General features: G+C 68.9%; 22 protein-coding genes. 8 read left to right on the top strand and 14 right to left on the bottom strand.

Going from position 1 to position 25,168, the window contains the following annotated elements; genetic code table 11:
* Positions 1-4: 4 nt before the first annotated feature.
* Complete coding sequence (locus ACQ4LY_RS06835; RefSeq protein WP_431075262.1) at positions 5-1,354, top strand: DUF2252 domain-containing protein; 1,350 nt, start codon at positions 5-7, stop codon at positions 1,352-1,354.
* Between the two features lie 10 nt (positions 1,355-1,364).
* On the opposite strand, the gene ACQ4LY_RS06830 is transcribed toward ACQ4LY_RS06835, so the two are convergent.
* Positions 1,365-4,358, bottom strand: coding sequence for an alpha-mannosidase (locus tag ACQ4LY_RS06830; protein WP_431075261.1), 2,994 nt, complete (start codon positions 4,356-4,358; stop codon positions 1,365-1,367).
* 109 nt (positions 4,359-4,467) lie between these two features.
* Between ACQ4LY_RS06830 and ACQ4LY_RS06825 the strand changes: the two genes are divergently transcribed.
* Entirely contained in the window at positions 4,468-5,769 is a 1,302-nt protein-coding gene (locus ACQ4LY_RS06825; RefSeq protein WP_431075260.1) for a glycoside hydrolase 5 family protein, read from the top strand.
* A gap of 11 nt (positions 5,770-5,780) precedes the next feature.
* Here the strand turns inward: ACQ4LY_RS06825 and ACQ4LY_RS06820 are convergent, their stop codons facing one another.
* The 8 genes from ACQ4LY_RS06820 to ACQ4LY_RS06785 all read right to left on the bottom strand — a co-directional run bounded on the left by ACQ4LY_RS06820 (position 5,781) and on the right by ACQ4LY_RS06785 (position 15,529).
* Complete coding sequence (locus ACQ4LY_RS06820; RefSeq protein ID WP_431075259.1) at positions 5,781-6,803, bottom strand: LacI family DNA-binding transcriptional regulator; 1,023 nt, start codon at positions 6,801-6,803, stop codon at positions 5,781-5,783.
* A gap of 47 nt (positions 6,804-6,850) precedes the next feature.
* Positions 6,851-8,482, bottom strand: a complete 1,632-nt coding sequence (locus tag ACQ4LY_RS06815) for a fucose isomerase (RefSeq protein ID WP_431075258.1) — start codon at positions 8,480-8,482, stop codon at positions 6,851-6,853.
* Between the two features lie 96 nt (positions 8,483-8,578).
* Positions 8,579-9,565: a LacI family DNA-binding transcriptional regulator gene (locus ACQ4LY_RS06810; protein ID WP_431075257.1), complete on the bottom strand. Its 987-nt coding sequence runs from the start codon at positions 9,563-9,565 to the stop codon at positions 8,579-8,581.
* Between the two features lie 50 nt (positions 9,566-9,615).
* A complete protein-coding gene (locus ACQ4LY_RS06805) occupies positions 9,616-11,313 on the bottom strand; it encodes a long-chain-fatty-acid--CoA ligase (RefSeq protein ID WP_431075256.1) in 1,698 nt (565 codons plus the stop codon).
* Between the two features lie 103 nt (positions 11,314-11,416).
* The gene (locus ACQ4LY_RS06800) at positions 11,417-12,286 is read right to left on the bottom strand and encodes a dihydrodipicolinate synthase family protein (protein WP_431075255.1); all 870 of its coding nucleotides are present in this window, start codon (positions 12,284-12,286) and stop codon (positions 11,417-11,419) included.
* Complete coding sequence (locus ACQ4LY_RS06795; protein WP_431075254.1) at positions 12,283-13,938, bottom strand: tripartite tricarboxylate transporter permease; 1,656 nt, start codon at positions 13,936-13,938, stop codon at positions 12,283-12,285. The genes ACQ4LY_RS06800 and ACQ4LY_RS06795 overlap by 4 nt, the downstream gene beginning before the upstream one ends.
* Entirely contained in the window at positions 13,935-14,480 is a 546-nt protein-coding gene (locus ACQ4LY_RS06790; RefSeq protein ID WP_431075253.1) for a tripartite tricarboxylate transporter TctB family protein, read from the bottom strand. The genes ACQ4LY_RS06795 and ACQ4LY_RS06790 overlap by 4 nt, the downstream gene beginning before the upstream one ends.
* Positions 14,481-14,560: 80 nt before the next feature.
* A complete protein-coding gene (locus ACQ4LY_RS06785; protein WP_431075252.1) occupies positions 14,561-15,529 on the bottom strand; it encodes a tripartite tricarboxylate transporter substrate binding protein in 969 nt (322 codons plus the stop codon).
* 163 nt (positions 15,530-15,692) lie between these two features.
* Between ACQ4LY_RS06785 and ACQ4LY_RS06780 the strand changes: the two genes are divergently transcribed.
* The 4 genes from ACQ4LY_RS06780 to ACQ4LY_RS06765 are packed head-to-tail and all read left to right on the top strand — an operon-like array spanning position 15,693 to position 19,551.
* Positions 15,693-16,853 carry a PP2C family protein-serine/threonine phosphatase gene (locus ACQ4LY_RS06780; RefSeq protein WP_072592050.1) on the top strand — a complete coding sequence of 387 codons (1,161 nt, stop codon included), beginning with the start codon at positions 15,693-15,695 and terminating at the stop codon, positions 16,851-16,853.
* Positions 16,850-18,811, top strand: a complete 1,962-nt coding sequence (locus ACQ4LY_RS06775) for a glycosyltransferase family 2 protein (protein ID WP_431075251.1) — start codon at positions 16,850-16,852, stop codon at positions 18,809-18,811. Before ACQ4LY_RS06780 ends, ACQ4LY_RS06775 begins: the two co-directional genes overlap by 4 nt.
* Positions 18,795-19,127 carry an STAS domain-containing protein gene (locus ACQ4LY_RS06770; RefSeq protein WP_053098057.1) on the top strand — a complete coding sequence of 111 codons (333 nt, stop codon included), beginning with the start codon at positions 18,795-18,797 and terminating at the stop codon, positions 19,125-19,127. Before ACQ4LY_RS06775 ends, ACQ4LY_RS06770 begins: the two co-directional genes overlap by 17 nt.
* On the top strand, positions 19,117-19,551 hold the full coding sequence (locus ACQ4LY_RS06765; RefSeq protein ID WP_285363459.1) for an ATP-binding protein: 435 nt from the start codon (positions 19,117-19,119) through the stop codon (positions 19,549-19,551). The genes ACQ4LY_RS06770 and ACQ4LY_RS06765 overlap by 11 nt, the downstream gene beginning before the upstream one ends.
* A gap of 51 nt (positions 19,552-19,602) precedes the next feature.
* On the opposite strand, the gene ACQ4LY_RS06760 is transcribed toward ACQ4LY_RS06765, so the two are convergent.
* Together ACQ4LY_RS06760 and ACQ4LY_RS06755 are read right to left on the bottom strand one after the other, a co-directional pair.
* On the bottom strand, positions 19,603-20,268 hold the full coding sequence (locus tag ACQ4LY_RS06760) for a GntR family transcriptional regulator (RefSeq protein WP_053098059.1): 666 nt from the start codon (positions 20,266-20,268) through the stop codon (positions 19,603-19,605).
* 73 nt (positions 20,269-20,341) lie between these two features.
* Positions 20,342-20,782, bottom strand: a complete 441-nt coding sequence (locus ACQ4LY_RS06755) for a DoxX family protein (RefSeq protein ID WP_431075250.1) — start codon at positions 20,780-20,782, stop codon at positions 20,342-20,344.
* A 206-nt stretch (positions 20,783-20,988) separates the two neighbouring features.
* Here ACQ4LY_RS06755 and ACQ4LY_RS06750 point away from each other — a divergent pair, with 206 nt between their 5' ends.
* Entirely contained in the window at positions 20,989-21,633 is a 645-nt protein-coding gene (locus tag ACQ4LY_RS06750; protein ID WP_056311423.1) for a Pr6Pr family membrane protein, read from the top strand.
* Positions 21,634-21,663: 30 nt separating this feature from the next.
* Here the strand turns inward: ACQ4LY_RS06750 and ACQ4LY_RS06745 are convergent, their stop codons facing one another.
* Positions 21,664-23,070 carry an FAD-dependent oxidoreductase gene (locus tag ACQ4LY_RS06745; protein WP_431075249.1) on the bottom strand — a complete coding sequence of 469 codons (1,407 nt, stop codon included), beginning with the start codon at positions 23,068-23,070 and terminating at the stop codon, positions 21,664-21,666.
* A 174-nt stretch (positions 23,071-23,244) separates the two neighbouring features.
* Between ACQ4LY_RS06745 and ACQ4LY_RS06740 the strand changes: the two genes are divergently transcribed.
* Complete coding sequence (locus ACQ4LY_RS06740; protein ID WP_431075248.1) at positions 23,245-23,667, top strand: hypothetical protein; 423 nt, start codon at positions 23,245-23,247, stop codon at positions 23,665-23,667.
* Between the two features lie 18 nt (positions 23,668-23,685).
* Here the strand turns inward: ACQ4LY_RS06740 and ACQ4LY_RS06735 are convergent, their stop codons facing one another.
* Both ACQ4LY_RS06735 and ACQ4LY_RS06730 read right to left on the bottom strand, forming a co-directional pair.
* Positions 23,686-24,117, bottom strand: coding sequence for a heat shock protein transcriptional repressor HspR (locus ACQ4LY_RS06735; RefSeq protein ID WP_056512114.1), 432 nt, complete (start codon positions 24,115-24,117; stop codon positions 23,686-23,688).
* A 59-nt stretch (positions 24,118-24,176) separates the two neighbouring features.
* Complete coding sequence (locus ACQ4LY_RS06730) at positions 24,177-25,166, bottom strand: DnaJ C-terminal domain-containing protein (protein ID WP_056311415.1); 990 nt, start codon at positions 25,164-25,166, stop codon at positions 24,177-24,179.
* Positions 25,167-25,168: the final 2 nt, after the last annotated feature.

Genomic DNA, 25,168 nt, shown 5'->3' with positions numbered 1-25,168 from the left:
CCGAATGAGCACCGAGTGGTCCGCGCCACCTTCCCCTGCAGACCTGCTCGCCCGCGGCGAGACGGCGCGTAAGCGGACGCCGCGCCGCGCACTCGCCACGCTCGTCGGCGGGACGCGCGACCCTCTCGGCATCCTCGACGCGCAGAACCGCGCCCGCATCCCCGAGCTCGTGCCGTTGCGCACCGAGCGGATGTCGGCGAGCCCTTTCGCCTTCTACCGCGGGACGGCCGCCCTCATGGCGGCGGACCTGGCCGATGCGCCGCACAGCGGCATCCTCGTCGCCTCCTGCGGTGACGCACACGTGTCGAACTTCGGCTTCTACGCCTCACCGCAGCGCAGCCTGATGTTCGACCTCAACGATTTCGATGAGGCCGCCTGGGCGCCCTGGGAATGGGATGTCAAACGGCTCGTCGCCAGCATCGTGGTCGGCGGGCAGGCGACCGGACGCGCGGATGCGGTGATCGACCGGGCGGTGCTCGCGGCGGTCGACTCGTATGCGCGCGGGATGCGGCGCATCTCGGCGCTCAGTCCTCGCGACCGCTACTTCACGCACTTCGACGTCGAATCCAGCCGCAGCATGCTCGACAAGACCTCGCGCAGAGCGATCCGCAGCGCCGTCACTCAAGCACAGCGACGCACGGGCGATCGTGCGGTGAGACGGCTCACCGAGGAGGATGCCGCCGGGCGACGCCGCTTCCTGCCGCAGGAGCCGACGACCACGCCGATCGATGCTGACCTGCTCTTGCTGGTGCACGACCTCGTCGCGCAGTATCGGGCGACGGCGAGCCCCGACGTGGCGCTGCTGTTCGAGCACTACACGGTCGGCGATGTGGCGCGACGAGTGGTCGGGGTCGGCAGCGTCGGGACCCGGTGCTATCTCGTGCTGTTCCAGGACGGCGAGCACGGCACCCTCCTGATGCAGCCGAAGCAGGCGTCGCAGAGCGTGCTCGTGGAGTACGGACGGATCCCCCAGCCCGAGTCCTTGGGCGCGCGGATCGAATCCCATGGCGAGGGCGCGCGCGTGGTGGCGATGCAGCGGATCCTGCAGGCGCTCTCCGATCCGTTCCTCGGCCATCTGCGCAGCCCCACGTCCGACTTCTACGTGCGCCAGTTCCACGACATGAAGGGGAGCGTCGAGGTCGAGGAGCTCGACGACGGGCCCTTCATCACATATGCGCAGGCGTGTGCTGCCGTCATCGCCCGAGCGCACAGCCAATCGGTCACGGCAGCCGAGGTCGCCGGCTACATCGGCGGCGGCAGAGCGATCGGCACCGCGCTGCTCGCCTGGGCGCGGGCGTATGCCGACGTCTCTCTCGCCGACTACGAGGCGTTCCGCGCAGCGAACACCCGGTGATCCCGAGCCGTCAGCGGACGATGCGCAGCGTCCGCACCTCGAACGGTCGCAGTCGCAGCTCGCCGCCCACGCGCGCATCGTCGAGTGCATCCTCGATCAGCGACACCTCGCGGATCTCACGGTGGTCGAAGTCTGCGACCACCGAGCCCGCCGCGCGCCGCCCGAGCGCCTCGTAGACCCGCACGATCACATCGCCCGAGCCGTCATCCGCGAGCTTCACCCCCGACACGACGATGCCCTCGCCCTCCACCGCGACGAGCGCGTCGACCTCGCGGGCGCCGCGCACGAGCGTCGCGGGGCTGTTGAGCGTGATCCCCTCGGCCGTGGCGGTGGCGGCATCCGCTCCGATCACGAAGCCCACCTCGATCGTGTGGTGACCGTGATCGGTATCGGGGTCGGGGAACCGCGGCGCCCGCAGCAGCGACAGTCGCACAGTCGTGGCGACCGCGGCATCCGACACCTCGCGTGACGTGTCGTATCCGTAGATCGAGTCGTTCACGAGGGCGACGCCGAAGTCCTGTTCGCGCACCAGCACGAACCGATGCATCGAGGTCTCGAACTTCGCCGCCTCCCAGCTCGTGTTCGTGTGCGTCACGCGCGACTGGTAGCCGAACTGCGTCTCGGCCTCGGTGTGCGCGGCCTGGATGTCGAGCGGGAACGCGAGCTTGAGCAGCTTCTCGGTCTCGTGCCAGTCGATATCGCAGCGCAGCGCAACCGTGCGGGAGCCAGGAGCGAGGACGATGGTCTGCTCGACCGTCGATTCCGAGAACGCCCGGGTCACCACGACGCTGGCCGTGCCATCGACGACGGATGCCGACATCGCCGTGACCCCGGTGAGATCCTCGACACTGTTGCGGTAGTACTTGTCGATGTCCCACGCGTCCCACATGTTGGGGAAGTCCTGGTGCAGCTGGAACAGGTTCGCCGCGCGTCCCTCGGCCACGGCCTCGCGACCGGATGCCTTGTCGACCGCCGAGACGATCAGGCCTTCCGCAGACACCAGCACCGAGACGAGCTCGTTCTCGAGGCGCCATCCGCCGTTCTCGCCCGAGAGCAGGACGGATGCCGGGGCGGGGGCCGGGGCGAATGCGGCGCCGAGAGCGCGACCCCCGCCGACCGAGGTCGGCACGAACCGCAGCTCGTGCTCGCCCTCACCGGCGAGCGACCGACGGGCGGCGGCGGCGAGATCCTGCGCCTCCGAGAGCACACCCGAGAGCACCTCGACGGCTTCACGATGCACCCACGCTATGGACGTGCCGGGCAGGATGTCGTGGAACTCGTGCAGCAGCACGGTCTCCCACAGGCGGTCGAACTCGGCTTTCGGGTACGCGGCGCCGGTGCGCACAGCATCCGTCGCCGCCCACAGCTCCGCCTCGACGAGGGCGTGCTCCGACCAGCGGTGCAGCGCCTTCGTGGCGTGCTGGCTGGTCAGGGTTCCACGGTGCAGTTCGAGGTACAGCTCGCCTACCCAGACGGCCGGATTCGGGATCTCGGCGCGAGCAGCCTCGAAGAAGTCATCGGGATGCTCCCACGAGACACGCGCACTGCCCTCGAGGTTCTGCAGCCGCTTCGCCTTGCCGGTCATCTCGCGGGTGGTGCCGCCACCGCCGTCGCCGTAGCCGACCGGGGCGATCGACCGCGAGCTGACGCGATTCTCCTTGAACTGCCTCGAGGCCTTCGCGAGCTCCTCTCCGCTGAGCTGAGAGTTGTAGGTGTCCATCGAGGGGAAGTGCGTGAAGACGCGGGAGCCGTCGATCCCCTCCCACAGGAAGCTGTGGTGCGGGAACACGTTCTGCTGATTCCACGAGATCTTCTGCGTGAAGAACCACTCGAATCCCGCGCGGCGCATGAGCTGCGGCAGGGCTGGCGAGTAGCCGAAGCTGTCGGGCAACCAGACGCCCTTCGAGCGGATGCCGAACTCGCGCTCGAAGAACCGCTGACCGTATGAGAACTGCCGCACGAGCGATTCACCCGACGGCATCACGGTGTCGGATTCGACCCACATGCCGCCGAGCGGCAGGAAGCGCCCGTCGGCCACGGCGGCCTTGACGCGCTCCCACACCTCGGGGCGGTGCTCCTTGAGCCACGCGTACTGCTGCGCGCTGGACATGCCGTAGACGAAGTCGGGCTGCTCGTCGATGAGCGTCGTCATCGACGACGTCGTGCGGGCGACCTTGCGGATCGTCTCGCGCAGCGGCCACAGCCAGGCCGAGTCGATGTGCGCGTGCCCGACGGCCGAGACGCGGTGCGCGCTGGCCTCGGCCGGTGCGGCGAGAGCCGGAGCGAGCACGGCACGGGCATCCGATGCCGTCGCCGCGATGTGCTGCAGATCGAGCACGTCGAGAGCGTCGTCCATCGCCTGCAGGATGCGCATGCGACGAGGAGAGGTCTCGGGCAGCTCGGCCTGCAGCTCGAACAGCACCTCGAGGTCGAGGGACAGCTCGTACACCTCGGCCTCGAACAGCGCGAGGTCGAGGCGTCGGAGGCGATACAGCGGGTCACGCGACGAGGTGCGGGTGTCGCCCTCCTGCGTCGGCGCAAACGACGGGAAGTCGAGGATCAGCGGGTTGGCGGCGGCCTCGAGGTAGATGACGACGGCCTCGTCGCCTGTGGCAGCATCCGCGATGGCGATCCACTGGTTGCGCGGGTTGATGCTCTTGATCGGCGTGCCGTCGGGGCGGTAGGCGAGCGCCTCGCATTGGAAGCCGGGCATGTGATCGCTGAAGCCGAGGTCGATCAGAGCCTCGACGCGGCGGCCCGCCCACTCTGCGGGGACGCGGCCCGAGAGCCGGAACCACGTGGTCGACCAGGCCGGACCCCACGCGCTCGGGACGCACGCGGGCGCGAAGTCGAGCGCGAGCCCGGCGGTCGGGCTGATCGGCTCCCCCGGCAGCTCGTTGGCCTCGACCTCCAGCGGCACGGATGCCGAGTGGATCGCCGGACGGATGCGCTCGTCGAGCACCCGCCTGACACGGCCTACGGTGAGCGAGGTTCCATCATGCATGCGGTGTTCTCCATCGAAGCCGGGGTTTCTCAGCCTATTTTACTAAAGCGGTATAGCTGCGAGAGCCGAACCGCGTTAGAGTCTGTGCACCGACCCCGAAAGGACAGCGATGCCCTCCTCTGACGCCCCTCTTCGCTTCGGCGCCAACTACACACCCCGCTCCCAGTGGATGCACGCGTGGATGTCGCTCGACCTCGACGAGGTGCGCAGGGACTTCGCCTCTCTCGCCGAGCTGGGCCTGGATCACCTGCGGATCTTCCCGCTGTGGACGGTGCTGCAGCCGAACCGCACCCTGATCCGCACCGAGGCCGTCGACGACGTGCGCGCGGTGGTCGATGTCGCCGCGGAGTTCGGGCTCGACGCGAGCGTCGACGTGATCCAGGGGCATCTGTCGAGCTTCGACTTCATCCCGTCATGGCTGTTCACGTGGCACGACAAGAACATGTTCACCCACCCCGATGCCCTGAGCGGCCAGGCCGAGCTCGTCACACGTCTCGGCGAGCGGTTGGGCGACGCCGCCAACTTCCTCGGTTTCACGCTCGGCAACGAGACGAACCAGTTCTCGGCACGGACCCACCCCTCCCCCTGGCCGGTCACCGAGGCCGAGGCCGCGAACTGGATCACCACGCTCCTCGATGCCGCGCACAGTTCGGCACCGAGGCAACAGCACGTGCACAGCGAGTACGACGCGGCCTGGTACATGGACGGCCACGGGTTCACCCCGGCGCTCGCCTCGCGCCTCGGCGACATCACGACCGTGCACTCGTGGATCTTCAACGGCACGGCGCAGAAGTACGGCGGCCGCTCCGTCGCATCCGACCGCCACGCCGAGTACATGATCGAGCTCGCCCGCGCCTTCACCCGGGAACCGGGAAAGCCGATCTGGCTGCAGGAGGTCGGCGCCCCGTCGAACTGCCTGACGCCGGAGCAGACCCCCGACTTCCTCGAGGCCACCCTGCGCTCGGTCGTGCGCACCGACGACCTCTGGGGTGTCACGTGGTGGTGCTCGCACGATGTGAGCCGCAGTCTCGCGGACTTCCCCGAGCTCGAGTACACGCTGGGCCTGGTCGACCAGAACGGCGAGGCGAAGCCGATCGGACGCCGGTTCGCCGAGCTGATCCCCGAGCTGCGGGAACGGCGCGAGATGCCGACGCGCACCCTCGGGATCGTCGTCGAGGTCGACGAGGCCGAGACTCCCGTCAGTCGCGGCGCCATGAGCCCCGGCGGCTCGATCTTCCAGGCCTGGGTCGATGCGTGCGAGGCCGGAGCCGACCCCGCGTTCATCACCTCGAAGGATGCCGCGGATCCGTCGGCGGTCGCAGCGCGCGGCATCACCCAACTCGTCCGTCCGACCGTCGAGCCCTGGTCGTACGAGTCGCAGAACACAGTGGTCGAGCACCGGGCGGAGTAGCGGGCGCGGTCTCAGTGCGCCTGCGCCGTGCTCTCGCGCGCTGTCAGCACAGGCGCCGAACCGCTGCGGTCCGGGAGCGGCGCGGGAGCGGCGATCTGCTCGATCAGGAAGTTCGCGGCATCCGCTCCGAGTCCGAAGGTGTCTCTCGTCATGGCCGTGATCGACGGATGCACGAGGGCTGCCACCGTCGAATCGTCGAACGACGCGATCGACAGAGCGGAGGGCACGGTGATGCGGCGCTCCTGCGCGGCGCGGAGGCCCGCGATGGCCATCACGTCGCTGTCGAAGACGACAGCACTCGGCGGCGCCTCGTTCGCGAGCAGCCGGACGAGTGCGGCGGACGCCGCCGACGGTGACGAGTCGGTCGGGATCACCGCACCGGCGATCCCCCCGGCGGCCAGCCCCGACAAGGTCTCGGAGCGCAACCTGGTGTGCTGGTGTTCGGCCGGACCCGAGACGTAGGCGATGCGGCGATGACCGAGACCGACGAGGTGGTCGAACAGCGAGTGCGCGACCCGCTGGTCGTCGACCTGCAGAGTCGCTGGATGGTCGGGCTCGGAACGGACGCTGCCGATCACCACCGCGGGCAGGCCCAGATCGCGCAGCACCGGCATCCGCGGATCATCGTCGCGGGGGTCGATCACGACCACCCCGTCGACCTGGTGCGAGCTGCGCCAGCGCCGATAGGTCGCGATCTCGTCGTCGATCGACGGCACGAGCACCGTCTGCAGCGCGAGACGCTGAGGCGCGAGAGCCGACTGCACGCCGGCCATGAGATCGGTGAAGAAGGCTTCGGCGCCCAGCGTGCGCGCGGGCCGGTTCACCGCGAATCCGATGACCCCGGCACGCGCACCCGCCAGCGCGCGCGCCGTCGAGCTCGGCAGCCAATCATGCTGCGCGGCGACCTCGAGGATGCGGGCGCGAGTCTCGGCGCTCACCCCCGGGCGACCGTTCAGAGCGAACGAGACCGCCCCGGCCGAGACCCCGGCAAGGCGCGCGATGTCGGTGATCGTCACGCGTCTCGCCGGGCTCATCCCCTCACTGTAATGATCCGCAGGCCCGAAGCCCGCAGCCCCCTCGCTCAGATCGCGACGTCTCCGACCAGGTTGACCTTGATCCCCATGCCTGCGAACATCGCCGCCTTCGCGATCAGGGCCTTGTCGGCCGTCTCGGCATCCGGCGCATAGACGAGCTGCGCGTGGTTGGCCTTGTGACGGGCCATGAACTGGTCGCGCGAGATGCCGTGCAGCACCACGTGGGCGATGGGCCACTCGGGGTTCGTGGCGTCCTTGCGACGCTGCGTCTCGTCGGCGGGCAGCTCGACGACGGAGGCCCGGAAGATGTCGGCCTGCAGGATGCCGTCGGCGATGAACACGCGCGACAGCACGATCTCGCCCGGCTTCGAGACGCCGTTGATCGTGGCGCCGCCTGCGGGGAAGAAGACATGACCCTGACGCCATCCCTCGGCGTTCTGCCACCCGCCGAGGTGCGACGCGGGCACCGAGCCCGAGATCTCGTAGACCCAGACGAACTCTCCGTCGAAGTCCTCGCCCCAGCGCACGTCGTGCAGCGTGTTGTCGGGCACGAGGCCCATCGCGCGCCACACCCGGTCGGTGACGAGCGCGTCGACCGCGACGCCCTCGTCGGCCTCGTTGAAGTGCGGGAAGGCGCGGCCCTCGTGCAGCACACGCGAGCCGTCGCGGGAGGTCACCGGCGGACGCTCGGTCGAGTTCAGGATGCCCTCGGCGAGGTCGGATGCCGGAACGAGGTCCTTCAGACCCTGCTGGTACTGGATGCCGACCGCGTCGAGCCCGAAATCGTCGGCGATGCGGAGGGCGGCGATGTACATCTTCAGCTGCCACTGCACCTGCTCGCGGGTGAGCTCTGTCTCGGCGTCCTCGCCGTACCGGAAGGTCATGCCGGCGTCGATCAGCCAGTCGTAGGCGGCATCCGCCTCATCGTCGGTGACGTTGAGCATCTCTGCGTAGAGCGCCGACTGCGAGAGGCGCTCCTTGTAGATTCCGGTGCGGTTCAGCAGCTCGTCGTCGAAGATCGCGTTGTACATGCCCATGCAGCCCTCGTCGAAGACGCCGATGATGGCCTTCTCGGCGAGCAGCTCTGCGGCGAGCGCCTCTCCCAGCTGCTTCTCGGGGCTGTCCGGCAGCGCGGGCAGCGGACGCACGTGCGAGGCGTCATGCGTGATCGACCCGGTCTCGGTCCATTCCTTGATGCCGGCGGTGAACCAGTCGTCCGTGAAGTCGACCGACCAGATCGACGAGTAGGGCTTGTCCATCTTGGTGAGGCCCGCGTTCAGGCCGAGGAGGCCGACGAGCCCTGGCCAGTCGCCGGCGAAGTTCGCGACCGTGAGGATCGGGCCCTCGTGCGTGCGCAGCCCCGCGAGCACGTGGTGCGAGTACTGCCACACGGCCTCGGCGACGATGAGCGGAGCATCCGTGGGGATGTTCTTGAACACCTCGAGACCCATGCGCTGACTCGAGATGAAGCCGTGCCCGGTCGCCGGGTCGACGCCGTTGGCGCGGATGACGGTCCAGCCGAGATCCTGGAAGACGCCGGTGACTCCCGCTTCGAGCTCGACCTGCACGGGCCACCCGCCGGTGTTGGCCGCCTCGCGCAGGTCGCCCGAGGCGATCAGATACGCGGTCTTCGGCGTGGACGCCGGTCGGGATGCCGGTGTGGGCAGGGTGTAGGTCATGACTCGCGTCCTCCTTGATCGCACGTGTTCTGCCACTGTACGCGAAATCGATTTCATGACACAAGGCGAAGCTGCGGGAGCCGCCGTCCGCGACCGTCAGACCCTGACGACGCTCGCCGGCTGGATCTCGTTCCTCAGTACCACCGTGCGCGATGGCTGGTGGTCGCCGCCGATGCGTTCCAGCAGCATCCGCGCCGCCGTGACTCCCATGTGGCGAGCGGGCAGCCGCACGACGGTCACGGCCGTAGGCGACAGGGTGGTGAAGGGCAACGAACCGATCACCGCGACACCGACCTGCGGTGGGGTCAGCCCGTGCTCCGTCAGCACCTGGATCGCACCGACTCCGATGAGGTTGTTCCCGGCCACGACGGCATCCGGCGGATCGGGGAGCGCGAGAAGCTCCTCCATCGCCGCGCGTCCCCCGTCGACGCGGAACGTCGCGAAACGCTCGAGCTCATCGAGGTCGCGGTCCGGATGCGCCGCGCTCAGCGCCTCGCGCCATCCGGCAGCTCTCTCGGCAGCCGTGTCGATGTGCTCCGGCCCGCCGATGTAGGCGATGCGCCGGTATCCGGCATCGAGCAGGTCCTTCGCGGCCGAAGCGCCTGCCGCCCTGTTCGCCATCACGACGCCGTCGATGTCGTAGGGGGTGCTGCGGTCGACCGCCACGACCGGCCGACCTGTGGCGAGGACGCTGTCGAGGTCGGAGCTCTCGTCGGCTGTGGCGATGATGATCCCCGACATGTGCTCGGCGATCGCGATCCGCAGGTACGTCGACTCCTTCTCGACCTGCGCGTCGGAGTTGCACAGCACGACGGAGTACCCGGCCTCGGAGGCGACATCCTCGACCCCGCGAGCCATCTCGGTGAAATACGGATTCTCGATGTCCGGGATGACGAGAGCGATGACCTCGGAGCTCTGGCGACGCAGATTGCGGGCCGTGCGGTTGGGCGTGAAGCTCAGCTGCTCGGCGGCACGGCGCACCGCCGCGACCTTCTCGTCGGAGACGCTGGTGCCGTTGAACACCCGGGAGACGGTGGCCGGCGAGACCTCCGCGAGCCGGGCGACATCGTAGATCGTGGCCATCGGCACACTGTAACCGATTTCAGAAAACCAGGGTCAGCTGACCCGCGACGTCAGCCCGCCAGCATCCGATCGCGCACCTGACGACGCAGCACCTTGCCGATGAGCGAGCGCGGAAGATCGTCCATCACCACGATGCGCTTGGGCACCTTGTAGGGCGTGAGCCTCGTGCGGCAGAAGTCGCGCAGGGCGCCCGCGTCGAGCGTCGCGCCGTCTCGGAGCACCACGGCAGCGGCGACCTCTTCGCCGCCGCTCGAGCGCGGAAGACCGACCACGGCGGCCGCGAGCACGTCCGGGTGCGCCTGGAGCGCATCCTCCACCTCGCTGGGCGACACGTTGAACCCGCCGGTGATGATGAGCTCCTTCAGGCGGTCGACGATCGTCACGAACCCGTCTGCCGACACCTCGGCGATGTCGCCCGTGCGCAGCCACCCGTCGGCGAGCAGCACGTCGGCTGTCTCGCCCGGCCGGCGCCAGTATCCCTGGAACACCTGTGGGCCGCGCACGAGAAGCTCTCCCCGCTCGCCCACCGGTACGTCGGTGTCGGTGTCCGCCGGATCCACCACACGGATCTCCGTACTCGGGAACGGCACGCCTACGGTTCCGGGGCGGCGACTGCGCCCCATCGGATTGCCGAGCGCGACGGGCGAGCTCTCGGTCATGCCGTAGCCCTCGACGAGCAGGCCGCCGGTCGCCTCCTCCCAGCGCTGGACCGTGGCCACAGGCAGACTCATCGCGCCCGAGATCGCGAATCTGACCGTCGACAGGTCGATCGTGCCACGCGATGCCGCCCGTGCCAGCTGATCGTAGATCGGCGGCACGGCGGGGAGGAAGGTCGCAGGACTCGTGCGCGCCGCCTTCGTCACGAGGTCGAGGTCGAACGTCGGGAAAAGCACCAGCTTCGCGCCGATGCTCATGGCGAACGTCAGGCACAGCGTCATGCCGTAGGCGTGGAACAGCGGCAGCACACCGTAGAACGTCTCCTCGCCGGCGACGAGCCCCGGCACCCAGGCCTGACCCTGCATCGCGTTGGCCCGCAGATTCGCGTGGGTGAGGATCGCCCCCTTGGGGACACCCGTCGTGCCGCTCGTGTACTGCAGCAGCGCGGTGTCGTCGAGAGTCGGGGCGTCGACGCGGCGGGAGAGCGCGCGGTGGTCGACCAGCTTCTTCCAGGGCAGCGCCCTGCGCGCCTTCGGGGTGCTGGTCAGCTTGGCGCGAGAGGCCCGCGCCTTCGGGATGGGCAGCCGCAGTAGGAACCGCTGTGAAGCGGGCATGGCCTCCGTCAAATCGACGCTCACGATGTGCTCGACCCGCAGGTCGGCGGGGAAGTCCGCGATCGTGTCGACGGTCGTGTCCCAGACGATCGCGACCTTGGCACCGTGATCCTCGAACTGGTGCCGCAGCTCCCTGGCCGTGTAGAGCGGGTTGTGCTCCACGACGATCGCGCCCAGGCGGAGCGCCGCGTAGAAGGCCACGACATGCTGCGGGCAGTTGGGCAGGACGAGCGCGACTCGGTCGCCCTTGTGCACGCCGAGACGTCGCAGTCCCTCGGCGGCGCGCAGGATCTGATCGCCGAGCTCACGGTAGGTCGTGACAGCGCCGAAGAACTCGAGAGCCGGTCGACGGGCGAACGTCCGGACGCTCGCCGCCATCATCTCGGTCAGCGTCTGAGACGGGGTCTCGATGTCCGCGGGGACACCCTCCGCATAGGAATCGAGCCATGGCCGGGAGTCGTACGGGTTGACGGACATGAACCCATCCTCCCCCGTGTCGGCTATGAGAACGACCGGCAGGGAGAAGGCGGCCCGACCGAAGCCACACCGCCCACCCCTCCCGGTCTCTCCGGCCGCTCTCCTAGCGGTGCGCGGCCACCACCTGGGCGACGGCCTGGCGCTCGGCATCCGTCGGCTCGGCGATCGCCATGCGGCAGTGCGTGTCGACGACGTCGAGCACCCGATACGCCTCCTTCATGCGCGCCATGTCCCCGCCGATGAGCGAGACGACGTCGTCGACCGCGGCCTGGGCGGCGGCGATCGCGTCGGCATCGCCCGAGCGGCCGGCATCTGCCAGGGCGCGGAACGGCTTCGGCGTGACCGACGAGACGCCCGAGACGACTCCCTGCGCGCCGACCTGCACCGCGGCGATCAGATCGCGATCGGCGCCCGTGTACAGATCGAAGTCGGCGGGGACCGCGGCCCGGTAGGCGGCGATCTCGTCGAGCGACAGCTCGCTGACCTTGGCACCCACGATGTTGGGCAGCTCGGCGAGGCGCGCGAGCAGCTCGACCGAGACCGGGTTGCCGCTGCGCGCCGGATAGATGTAGACGTAGAGCCGACCGTCGCCGATCGCGTCGGACAGCGCGGCGAAGTAGTCGTAGATCGAGTCGTCCGTCGCCTTGAGGTAATACGGGGTGAGGGCCGCGAACTCGGTCGCGCCGAGCCCTTTCGCGATCTCGACGAGACGCAGCGCCTCGAACGTGCTGGGCTGGCCGACATGCACGACGACGCGCATCCGGTCCTTCAGCTCGGCGAGCGCCGCTTCGACGATCGCCGCGAACTCGATCGCGTCGACGGCGGGGAACTCGCCCGTCGTGCCGAGGACGAATGCGCCCTCGTTGCCCGACTCTGCGACGAACCGGAAGATCGCTCGCGACCCCTCGAGGTCGAGTGCGCCGTCGCTGTGGAAGGCCGTGGGCACGGCGGTGAGGATGTCGTAGCGGGTCACTTCTCGTTCTCCTTGGAGTTCTTGCGGGTCTTGCGCGGACGCCTCGCTGAAGCGGGGACGTTGCGCACGGTCGAGGTGAGCAGGTCGGGGTCGGCGGCGAGCTCATCGTGCGCCCTCTCGATCTGCTCGCGACTCTCGGCCTGGAGGATCGAGTCCTCCAGCGACGCCCGCTCGCCGCGGGGTGTGCGGGCGGCACGGACCGCCGGCATCACGATCGACAGCACGGCGAGCACGAGAAGCACGATCGCGATGGGGCTGACGACCTCGAAGAACGGACGCGTCGGCAGGATCGCCAGCGTGCGAGCCAGGTTCTCCTCGGCGAGCGGACCGAGCAGCAGACCGAGCACGATGGGTCCGGCAGGCACCTGCATCCGCTTGAGGAGCACTCCGATCACGCCGAAGACGAGCATCGTCACGACGGTCGAGAGGCTGTTCGATGTGGCATACGTGCCGATGATGCAGAAGATCAGGATGCCGCTCCAGAGGTACGGCTGCGGCACGTCGAGCAGCTTCACCATGCCCTTCATGCGCACGAGACTCAGGCCGAGCGAGAGCAGGGTCGCGACGAGCATGATGCCGACGATCGAGACGACGAGGTCGGGGCGGTTGGTGAAGAGCGTGGGTCCGGGGGTGATGCCCCAGATGATCATCGAGCCGATCATCACCGCCATCACCGAGTCGCCGGGGATGCCGAGGGCCATCGTGGTCGTGAGCGAGCCGCCGAGCGTGGCGCTGGAGGCAGTGTCGGATGCCGCGACGCCCTCGATCGAGCCCTTGCCGAACATCTCGGGATGCTTCGAGGCCTTGCGGGCTCGCTCCCAGCCGATGAGGCCGGCGATGTCGCCACCTGCTGCCGGGATGAGCCCGACACCGAGGCCGACCGCGCCGCCGACGGCGGTGGCTCGTCCGCTCTGCTTCAGCTCCGAGCGATTCGGCCACCACCGACCGAGGCTCGAGATGGGTCGTACGTGCGACTTGCGGTAGGTGAGCAGCTGGTCGAAGAGCTCGGCGATGCCGAAGAGGCCGATGATCACGGCGATGAAGTTGACGCCCTCGACGAGTTCGAGCACCCCGAACGTGAAGCGCTGGTCCGCGGTCGCGGCGTACGTCCCGACCGTGCCGAGCATGAGGCCGAAGAGTCCGGCGAGGATGCCCTTGAGCATCGACTTCGACGAGATGCCGATCATGATCGAGATGCCGAAGACGACCAGCGCGAACAGCTCGGGCGATTTGAAGTAGTCGCGCGCGAAGCTGGCGATCGGCACGGCGGCGACGGCGAACAGCACCAGCGAGGCGAGGATGCCGACTGCCGAGACCATGGCCGAGATCGTCAGCGCGAGTCCCGCCCTTCCCTGCTTGGCCATCGGATAGCCGTCGAGCGTGGTCGCGATCGACGCGGGCGTGCCGGGGGTGTTGATCAGGATCGAGGGCACCCGGTCGCCGAAGTTGGCCGCGACGTAGATCGTCAGCAGCACCGCGAGGCCCTGGACGGGCTCCAGCGTGAGCGTGAATCCTGCGGCGAGCGCCACGGCCATGGTCGCCGTGATGCCGGGGAAGGCGCCGACCATGAAACCGAGGAGGAGCCCCACCAGCATGTAGAGCAGGATCGAGATGTCGAGGAGCGAGTTCAGCCCCTCCATGAGCGCGTTCACAGCGGGATCCTCAGGAGCATGCCGAACACGACGTAGACGAACGCCGTGACGGAGACGGAGTAGATGATGAGGCTCAGCCAACGGCGGTGACCGTAGAGGAGCATGAGGGCGGCCATCAGCACGGCTGCGGCGATCGGGAAGACCTCGATGCGGTAGCCGAACAGGATGACGGATCCCAGTGACCACACGGCGATGAAGGCCCCGGCGATCGCGAGGGTGGCGATCACGCGCACCGTGCCGCCCGGCTGGATGCGGTCGAGATCCTCACGGCCGGGAGCGGGTCGGGTGATCGCGATCGCGAGGATGGCGAGTGAGATGACGACCGCCGTGACGGCGATCACCATGGGCCAGAAGCGTGCGTCGATCTGGCCGGGGAGCGCCTCCCGGCGCAACGGGATCTGCGTGGCGAGGAACAGGTATCCCGAGCTGAAGGCCAGGGAGACGACTCCGAAGACGATCTCGAGCGGTCTGGACGGGGATGCGCCCTGGTGTTCGTCCTGCTCGACCCGCTCGACCGAGGGGGTGGCATCGGCGTGGGACATGGTTCTCCTTCCCTGGTCTGACGTGCGGCGAGGACAGTGCGGGGCCGGCGATGAGACCGGCCCCGCGTTCCCCGGGCCGGTCAGCCCAGGAGATCCTTGAAGAGGTCGAACTGCTCGTCGACGAATGTCGTCCACTCGGCCGAGTCACGGTAGACCACGAGGTTGCCGGCGTCCTTCTGGAACTGCTGGTAGGTGTCGGACTCGACAGCCTCCTTGACGGCGGCCTCGAGCTCGCTCTTCACGTCGTCCGGCAGGCCCTTCGGAGCGTAGATGCCGCCCCAGCCACCGAAGACCACGTCTTCGCCGATCGCCTCGTCGACCGTGGGCACGTCTTCGGCATCCGGGTGACGCTCGTCGTTCATGACACCGAGGATGCGCACGGCCTCACCCTGCGCGAGTGCTTCACCCAGCCCCGACACGGCGGCCACCGTCTCGCCGGAGGCGGCAGCCGCGACAGCCGTCGCTCCGCCGTCGTACGGCACGGGCGTGAAGGTCGAGTCGGTGGCGTCGCCGAGGCCGATCGTCGCAGCTTCCCAGATCGAGCCCGCGCCGGAGTTGGCGACCGTGACGGCCCCGGACTTCGCCTGGGCGACGAGGTCTTCCAGCGACTCGATGCCGCTGTTGGCGCCGACGGTGATGACACCGGGGGCGAGCATGATCTGGCCGAGGAGGTCGAAGTCCTCCGGCAGCACGTTCGCGCCCTGGGTGGTGTTGAGCATCGCGATCTCGACCGGTGCGAAGCCGATCACGTAGCCGTCGGGGTCCTGTGCACCGACGTATTCCATGGCGAGCGCCCCTGCGGCACCCGGCATGTTCTCGGGGATGACGCTGACGCCGAGGATCCCCTCGAGCTCGGTTGCGAGGGCGCGCGACGACAGGTCGGATCCGCCGCCGGGGTTGGCCTGGATGATCAGGCGGATGTCGTTCTCGGGAAAGGCGGATACCGCATCCTCACCCTCTTCGACCTTGGTGCAGGCCGACAGGACGAGAGCGGTGGCGGCGACGGCCGCGATCGCGGCGGCCGCCCGGGTGATGCGCATGCGGGGCATCTTTGCTCCTCTACGTGGGTCGACCTTGTTGTCGACCCCCTGACCGTATCAGTGTTGACTGTTAACAGTCAACACTGATACCGGTATACAACTCTCCGCCACCGCCTGTCATCCGCGCCCCGGCAGGTGCGAGTATGAGAGCAGCTACGAGGGGAGCGGAGCAATGTTCGATGAACGCAGACGCCAGCAGGCACTGGAGGAACTCGGGATCCTGGACACACCACGGGATGAACGAGTGGATCGGGTCGCCAGGCTGGCTCAGCAGATGTTCGGTATGCCGATGGTGAGCGTCTCGCTCCTGGACGGCGACCGCCAGTGGCGCAAGTCGGAGATCGGACTCGGCGGGCGAGAGGCGCCCCGACAGGATTCGTTCTGCGACTACACGGTCGGCCAGGACCGCACTGTGGTGATCGAGGATGCCAGCGCGACCGAGAACTTCGCGGCGAATCCGTTCGTGGTCGGTGATCCGCACCTCCGGTTCTACGCCGGGCACCCGCTGCACGCACCCGGCGGCGAACCGGTGGGAACGCTGTGCGTCCTCGACACCGAGCCGCACACCTTCTCGGAGGCGCAGCGCGACCTGCTGCGCGACCTCGCCTTCTGGGTGCAGACCGAGCTCGCGGCCGACGCCGAGCTCGATCAGGCCACTCTGATCCAGAGCGCGCTGCGACCGCACTCGCTCCCCACCATCGCCGGCTACACGATCGCGGGCGGGGGCGCCTCGCGTGGCCGCCTGGCGGGTGACTTCTACGACCTCCGCCTCCACGGCGGCGCGCTGCGCATCACCCTCGCCGACGCGATGGGCAAGGGCACGGGTCCCGCCATCGTCGCCGCGGGCGTGCGCGCCTCACTGCGCACCGCTCCCGAGCGCAGCATCGCCGAGGCCGTCGCCGACGCCGACCGGCTGCTCGAGGAGGACCTCTCCGAGACGACGATGTTCGTGACGGCGGTCCACGCCGAGCTGCAGCCCGAGACCGGCGATCTCGAGGTGATCGACGCCGGGCACAGCCTCGCGTTCATCCTCCGAGCCGACGGCTCGTGGGAGCACCTTCGCTCGACCGGCCTCCCCCTGGGGATGGGCGCCGCCCTTCCGGACCAGGATGCTCGGGAGTCCCGGAGCACGCGCCTCGAACCCGGAGACGCCTTCGTGTGCTGCAGCGACGGCCTGCTCGACGTGCTCGACGCCGATGACCCGTTCGCCCACGTGGCCCGCGTGCTCGACGCGCTCGGTCCCGATGGGGCGATCAACGAGGCGCTGCAGCTCATCTCGGACGATCGAGCGACCGACGACATCACCGTGGTCGTGGTGCGGCGCGACGCATGACCGCCCGCTTCGCCGCGATCCGCATCATCGCGGTGCTGTCGGTGCTGCTCGGTGTGAACTACGTCGCGTGGCGCTGGCTCGAATCGGTGAACTGGTCGGCGTGGTGGATCGCCGTGCCCCTGGTGATCGCAGAGACCTACAGCCTGATCGACACCTTCCTCTTCTGTCTCACGATGTGGCGGGCCAAGGAGCGGCCGGCTCCGGTGTCGCCCCCTCAGGGCACGGTCGACGTGTTCATCGCGACGTACAACGAGCCGGTCGAGCTCGTGATGACGACCGCGCGAGCAGCGCGCGGGATCGCCTATCCGCACACCACCTGGATCCTCGACGACGGCGCCCGACCCGAGCTCGAGCGGGCCGCCCGCGACGCCGACATCGGCTACCTCACCCGCTCCGACGACTGGATGGGCAAGCCCCGTCACGCGAAGGCGGGCAACCTCAACAGCGCGCTCTTCGAGACCGACGGAGAGTTCCTCCTCATCCTCGACGCGGATCAGATCCCCGATCCGCTGATCCTGCACCGCACGCTCGGGTACTTCGCCGACGACCCGGAGGTCGCCGTGGTGCAGACCCCGCAGTGGTTCGTCAACGTCGACGAGGCCGACCCGCTCGGCAGCCAGGCGCCGCTGTTCTACGGCCCGATCCAGCAGGGCAAGGACGGCTGGAACGCGGCGTTCTTCTGCGGATCGAACGCCGTGCTCCGTCGCGACGCCCTGATGCAGCTCGGCATCATCGGCTACGTGCGCGAGGTGACGGACACCGCGGCTCGCGCGCTGCGCACCTCCGAGACCCTGGTCGAGAAGGAGATGCGCTCGGCATCCGATCCCGAGCTCCGTCGCGAGCTTTTCGCACTGCACGTGGCGATCGGCCAGAGCCGTCGTGATCTCGCCGGCGGAGCGCCCGTGCGCAAGGTCGCCGATGCGGTGCTGGCTGCGGTGCACAACGCCTCCGTGATCCTGGTCGCCAAGGATCTCGCCGGCATCCGATCCGACCTCGCGGAGCTGGGGTCCCTGCCCATCGCCCACGATGCGCAGCTCGACGCGATCGTCGTCGACGAGGCGGGCCTGACGGCGCTCGCCCAATCGGATCTGTCGCCGATCACTGCTCTCGACGCCGTGCGAGCGCTGCTCGACGCTCTCCGCCTCGACCGCGGTGATGAGGCGCAGCCGATCCTTCCGCTCGCCACGATCTCGGTCACGGAGGACATGGCCACCGCGATGCAGCTGCACTCGCTAGGGTGGCGCAGCGTCTACCACCACGAGATCCTGGCGAAGGGCCTCGCGCCCGAGGATCTGCGGACGATGCTGACGCAGCGCCTGCGCTGGGCGCAGGGCACGCTGCAGGTGATGCTGCGCGACAACCCGCTCGCGAAGCGCGGACTGTCGATCGGGCAGCGGCTGATGTACTTCGCCACGATGTGGAGCTATCTCTCGGGTTTCGCCGCCGTGATCTATCTCACGGCGCCGGTCGTCTACCTGGTGTTCGGCGTGCTGCCCGTGACCGCCTGGTCGGTCGACTTCTTCGTGCGGTTCCTGCCCTACTTCCTCGTCAACCAGCTGCTGTTCCTCGTGGTCGCCAAGGGGCTGAGAACCTGGCGCGGGCAGCAGTATTCGCTCGCGCTGTTCCCGGTCTGGATCCGCGCATGCTGGACGGCGTTCGCGAACGTGGTCTTCGGCCGCCCCCTGTCGTTCGCCGTGACGCGCAAAGACGGACGGGATCCGCGAGGAGTGCCGTGGCGCGAGATCTGGCCGCAGTTGACCGCGATGGTCGTGCTCAGCGTGGCGCTCGTGATCGGCATCACCCGCGTCGTCATCGGAACGGGCGACGGCACCGGCACCCTGGTCAACACGGTGTGGGTGCTGTACGACCTCGTCGTGCTCAGCGTCATCATCCAAGCCGCCCGCTACCGCGGACCGGCCCGAACCCTCGAGGAGGAGAACCATGGATCTCAGCACTGACATCAGGGACGGCTTCGCCGTGATCTCCCTGTCCGGCCGCCTCACGGCGACGGGAGCACCGTTGCTCCGCAAGGCGGTGAACGACCTCGTGGCCGGAGGCGAGTCGAGGATCGTGATCGACATGGCCGACCTGCAGTTCGTCGATTCGTCGGGGCTGGGAGCCCTCGTCGGCGGTCTGAAGAGCGCCAGGGTCGCCGGCGGCGATCTGCGCATCGCAGCAGTGCCCGAGGCGGTGCGGACGGTGCTGCACCTGACGAATCTCGACCGCGTGCTGCTCGACCACCCGACACCCGAGACGGCGTTCGATGGGCGTTGAGGAGCGCCGGGCGCACGTCGCGGGCCTCGCCGGCCCCGCCTTCGTCGAGCACGTCCTCGACGCCCTGGACGCCCTCTGGGAGTCCGCCCCGCATGTGGCGCCGGAGGACCGCACGCTGTTCGCACTGGCGGTCAGCGAGGTGTCGACGAACATCGCCACGCACGCTGACGCGCAGGGCGAGCCGGATGTCGGCATCACCGTCGAGGTCGACATCGAGGTCGGCTCCGACGACCTCGTCGCGACCTTCGTCGACACGGCCGATCCGGCCAGGATCGACTGGGATGCGGTCACGATGCCCGGCGTCGACAGCGAGAGCGGACGCGGCCTCGCCCTGTCGAGCGCTGTGCTCGACGATTTCGAACACAGCGGCGATGCGACCGGCAACACCTGGGTGCTGCGTCGTCGCCTGACGCCTCCCGCCTGATCCGGACGGAGGCCTGTCGGAGACCGTCAGAGATCCGACGCGCAGGCGCCGTCAGGCGGGTCGGTCGGCGAGCTCGCTGAGCATCCGGTCGCGTGCGCCGTCGAGGTGGGCGGTGAGCACCGCCGCAGCCTCGTCGGGGCTGCCGGAGCGCATCACCTCCATGAGCTTCATGTGGTCGTCGGACGACTCGTGGAGGTCGTCGTCGTGGTTGATGGTCACCTCGAGGAGCGACGCGAAGGTCGGCAGGTACTGACTCCACGCGCCCTGCAGACGCGGATGGTCGGCGAGGACGTAGATCTCGGAGTGGAACTCGAGGTCGGCGGCGACGAAGGCGGCGTGATCGCCCCTGTCTGCGGCCTGACTCATGCGATCGACCGCAGCCGCCATCGATGCCCAGCGCTCGTCGTCTTCCACCCTCATGGCGCGCGACAGTGCGAGCTGCTCGAGGGCGCCCCGCAGACTGTAGAGCTGATCCACGTCGTCCTGCGAGAGCCCGGTGATGTACACGCCCCGAGGGCGCTGCACTTCGACGAGCTTCTCGAAGCTGAGCTGGGTGAGGGCGTCGCGGATCGGCCCCCTGCTCACCGAGAACTCCTCGGCGAGGGCCTCCTCGGTGATGCGCGCGCCGGGCGAGAGCTCGCCGCGCACGATGCGCTGACGCAGGACCTGCGCCACCTGCGCGCCGAGGGACTCTCCGCGCTTGACGGTCTGTGTCACGGTGACCTCCTGTTAACTGTTGACAGGATACACACCGACGGAGGAACGCCCCGTGGGGCGCTCCCCCGCACGCTCAGCTGAGCCAGGCGGGAACACGACCGCGCAGGAAGGCGCCGTCGAGCGAGAAGCGGCCCGCGCCGGTGAACGCGAGCGCGAGGGCCGCGACGCCGAGAACCGCGACGAACTCGTAGCCGCCCTCGCCGACCCAGAGGCCAGCCGGAAGGTGCACCGCGAACAGGGCCACGATCATGTCGATCGCGAGCAGGATGCCGATGGGGCGCGTGAAGAGTCCCAGCGCCAGCAGGATGCCGCCGATCAGCTCGATGAAGGCGACGACCGGAGCCGCGATCTCGGGCAGAGGGATGCCCATGCCTGCGAAGCTGCCGATGGTTCCGGGGAGGGTGTACTCGAAGATCTTCTGCGCTCCGTGAGCGGCGAAGACGGCGCCGACCACGACGCGGAGGACGAGGAGTCCGAGCGAAGTGGCGGCAGAGGGGGCGGTGGTGTTCGTCATGAGGAGATGTTCCTTCGTGGCAGGACACCGCGCGCCAGGCGCGGAGCAGGGTCGATCCCTGCTCTCACGCTAGGAAGAGCACTTTTCCATCTCCTGAATGCGGGTCGCCGCAGCCCCTGCCCCCGTGGGCTTCCGTAGACTCGCCGGATGGCGCGGTTCGCGCTCGGGACGACGATGGGCGCAGCCGGGAAGGGGCAGGGGCGAAGGTGAGGGCACGATCGCTCTTCGGCGTGCTGCGCCTGGCCACAGCCACCGTCTGCACTGTCGCACTCGTGCACCGACTCTTCTGGGGACTGAGCTCGCGAACCATCGCCGGCGAGAACTTCTTCGCCTATCTGACAGTGCAGTCCAACTGCGCACTCGTCGTGGTGCTGCTGATCGGGGCGGTGCTGGCCTTCATCCGCGCGACCGATCCGCGGTGGTTCACCGTGTCGCTGGCTCTCGTGCTCACCTGGACGATCACCGCCGGACTCGCCTTCGCGCTGATCGTCTGGCAGGCAGGTCTCCGCGGCATCCGGGTGGACGTGCCGTGGTCGGATCAGGTGCTGCACTTCTGGCTGCCCGCGTGCACGGCGCTGGCCTGGGTGCTCACGCCGGGGCATCGCGGAGTGCCGTGGTGGGTGGTGCCGACGGCGCTCGCGTTTCCGCTCGCCTGGGGTGGCGTGACACTGTGGCGCGGACCCTCGGTGGGCTGGTACCCGTACTACTTCCTCGATCCGCGGCAGGTGTCGGGACCCCCGGAGTTCCTGATCACCAGCGGCATCGCGCTCGCGATCTTCGCACTGGTCGCCACCGTGATCGTGCTCGTCAGCCGGATGCGACGGCGAGGGCACGAGCGCCCCGAGGTCTGAGGACTGACCGGGGGCGTGCCGGGATGCCGGTCAGGCAGGCGCGGTCAGGAACGGTGCGAGCGAAGCGATGGCGGCCTCCAGCGCCTTCTGGTCGTCGAGCTCGGCGAAGTCCGCCGCCGCGTCTCCCCCGACGAGGCCCACCACGACGTTCTCTCCCGTCGCCGGAGCGAGGTTGATCCAGGTGCGGATCGACACGTCGCCACCGACGACATGCCAGATCGCGGGTTCCGCGGCGGCCGTCTCGCCCTCCGTCTCGCCCTCCGCCGGCGGGGCGGCCGCGGTGAGGGGATCGTCGAAGCGCAGCCACACGGTCTCGATGCGCCCCATGCCCAGGTCGTCGATCGCGCCGCGGTGGCCGAACGGCAGCGCGGGGGCGAACTGCAGCCCCTCGCTCTTGAGCACGCCGAGCGGCACCGTGATGAGCACCCGGTCGAACGACAGTGATTCTCCCGAGGCGATGCCGAGGCTGACCCCGGCCTCGTCGTACGCGACCCGACCGACAGGCGACGACAGGCTCAGCTTGGCGCCCTCGAGCAGGCCCTCGATGACGGGGGTCAGATCGCCGAGAGCTGCGCTGTACTCGTCGGCGGGGAGGATCGGCGGGAACCAGGTCGACGTGTCGTCGGCGTCGGCCCCGGACGATGCAGCGATCGAAGCGAGCAGGGCCGCGAGCCCGGGTTCGGTCGGATCGGCACCGGCCGCGATGAGCGCATCTTCGAGCGAAGTGTCGGTCAGCCCCTGCTGGGCCGTGGTGATGGCGGCCTGCACCGGCTCGGCGGACACCGCACCGACGTCGCCCTCGCTCGATCGCCACAGCGACCCGGCGATCGGCGCGGTGCGGATGTCGAGCGAGTTCAGGGAGTCGAGCAGAGCATTGTCGGAGGCTCCGAAGAGCCAGCCTCCGAGCTGCGCCGGGAACGGCCACGCCTTGTCGTCGACGATCGAGTGGATGCGGCCTCCGATACGGTCGCGCGCCTCGAACACCGTGACCTGCAGCCCCTCGGCGACGAGCCTGGAGGCAGCGGTCGCACCGGCGAGCCCCGCGCCGATGACCGCGACGCGTTCACCCGCGTCTGCCGCGCGCAGGAGCTGCTCGGCAGCCCGTTCACCCGAGCGGAGGGCGGCGGCCATCGTGCCGGGAGCCTCCGAGTCGGTCGCCTCGCCCGACAGGAACAGGCGGTCATCGATCGGTTCGGCCAGCGCGTCGCGGGCGGCCGCCTGCGTGCCCACGGGCGTGAAGCTCGCGGCGCCGAGCGAGAAGGGATCCGTCGACCATGAGCTGCGGGCGAACGCCGCCGGGGTGATCGCGTCGCTCGTCGGCTTCGGCGTCGGCGAGCGGTCGGGCGTGGGCGACGGCGCCGGCTCGGGCGTGCAGGAGGCCAGCAGGACTCCCAGGACACCGGCTCCGGCGCCGATCAGCAGTGTGCGACGCGTCATCCTCATCGTGTCGCAACGATACCGCGCGCGGATGGATGCGCGGGTGCGGCGACCCCTCCTGCACCGCAACGCATCCCGTCCGATCTGTCCCCGGCCTCGCAGGATCGGGCACGGGCAGACGGTGCCGGACGACGCAACACTGCCATTCTGGCGCCACGCTCACAGGATGGAGTCATGACGATGAACGAGCCTCAGGTATGGACACTCATAGGGGTGTTCGGCGCCGCGCTCCTGGGCGGCTTCACCCTCGTGACGACGCATTTCGGCAGGGTCGTGCGCGCCGAGATCGGCCGCCTCGACGGCACACTGACCGGACAGATCGGCCACCTCGACGGCACACTCTCCGGACAGATCGGCCACCTCGAGGGAGCGCTGACCGGAAAGATCGAAGCGCTCGACGGAAAACTGTCCGGCCAGATCGAAGCGCTCGATGGAAAACTGTCCGGCCAGATCGAGGCGCTCGATGGAAAACTGTCAGGCCAGATCGACGCCCTCGACGCGCATCTGAACGGTCGCATCGACATACTCGACCACCGACTCGACACCCTCGACAAGGAGGTCGCGAACCTCGCGACGAAGGTGTGGCGGTCGTCGTAGGTGCACCCGAGCGGGAGATCAGTCCCGCCCGCCACCCGGATGCCAGAGGACGACCTCGGCAGAGCGACGCATGCGGCGGCCGTTCGGCATCGGGATGACACCTGATGCACCGGCGGCGAACACACGGACACCGGGGCGGCTCTCTCGCTCGGCCCGCAGGGCGGCATCGAGTTCCACGACGCGGCGCCGCAGCATCCGGTTCTCATCCTCCAGATCGAGGAGTCGCGCGATCGCCGGAAGGCTCACGCCTTCAGACGAGAGCTGGGCGACCTCGCGGAGCTGCTCGATGTTGCGGGTGGAGTAGCGGCGCGAGCCGCCGGATGTGCGACCGGGCACCACGAGTCCGATGCGGTCATACTGTCGCAGAGTCTGCGGGTGCATACCCGAGAGCTCGGCGGCGACGGCGATCGCGAACACCGGGGTGTCGGCATCCATGCGCTGGTCAGCCACTGTGGATCACCTCTTCCTCGGTGTTCGCGTTCGTCATCATCGTTCTCATCGCGGTTTCTCTACCGTCGGGCCTTGGCCATGAGGTCGGCCCGCGGGTTCTCGGCGGGTTCAAGGGACTGGAACTTCTCCAGCGCCTCGCGAGCGGCCTCGTCGAGGTGCGACGGCACCGCGATCTGCAGCTCGGCGAGCAGATCGCCCGTGCCTTTCGCTGTGGTCACGCCGCGTCCCTTGACGCGCAGCACGCGTCCTGACGGGGTGCCGGGGGCGACGCGCAGCTTGACCGTGTCGCCGCCGAGCGTCGGAACCTCGATGGTCGCGCCCAGCGCGGCCTCGGTGAAGGTCACCGGCACGACCACGCGCAGGTTCAGCCCTTCCCGGGTGAACACCGGATGCGGTCGCACCGCGATCTGCACCACGACGTCGCCGTTCTCCCCGCCGTCGGGCGAGGGGCGACCGCGTCCGCGGAGCCTGATCTTCTGACCGTCGGCCACGCCGGCGGGGATCTTCACCTTGAACGGTTTGCCGTCATCACCCTGCAGCGAGATCGTCTCGCCCTGCACGGCGGTGGCGAAGTCGAGCGTGGTGCGTGCCGTGACGTCGGCACCCTTCTGAGGGCCTCCGAAACCGCGGTACCCGCCGGACGTCTGCCCGAACCGACCGGAGCCGAACGAGCCGCCCTGCCCCTGGTTGAACATCGCGAAGATGTCCTCGAAGTCGGCGGACTGCTGCTGCCCGCGCCCCTGCTGCCCGAACCGGCTGAAGACGTCTTCGAAACCGCCCGCACCCGTGCCGCCCGCCGTGAAGCGTGCGCCCGAGCCCATCGCGCGGATCTCGTCGTACTCCTTGCGCTGTTCCGCGTCAGAGAGCACCGAGTACGCCTCGCTGACCTCTTTGAACTTCGCCTCGGCCTTCTCGTCACCCTGATTGGAGTCGGGGTGATACTTGCGAGCGAGCTTTCGGTACGTCTTCTTGAGATCGGCGTCGCTGACGTCTTTCGAGACCCCGAGGGTCTTGTAGAAGTCCTTGTCGAACCAGTCCTGGCTAGCCATCG

It is taken from the genome of Microbacterium phyllosphaerae (genome assembly GCF_050628115.1).
Lineage (GTDB): Bacteria > Actinomycetota > Actinomycetes > Actinomycetales > Microbacteriaceae > Microbacterium > Microbacterium phyllosphaerae_A.
Note: the sequence above shows the minus strand (reverse complement) of the source record. Positions and strands in the feature narration are given on the sequence as shown.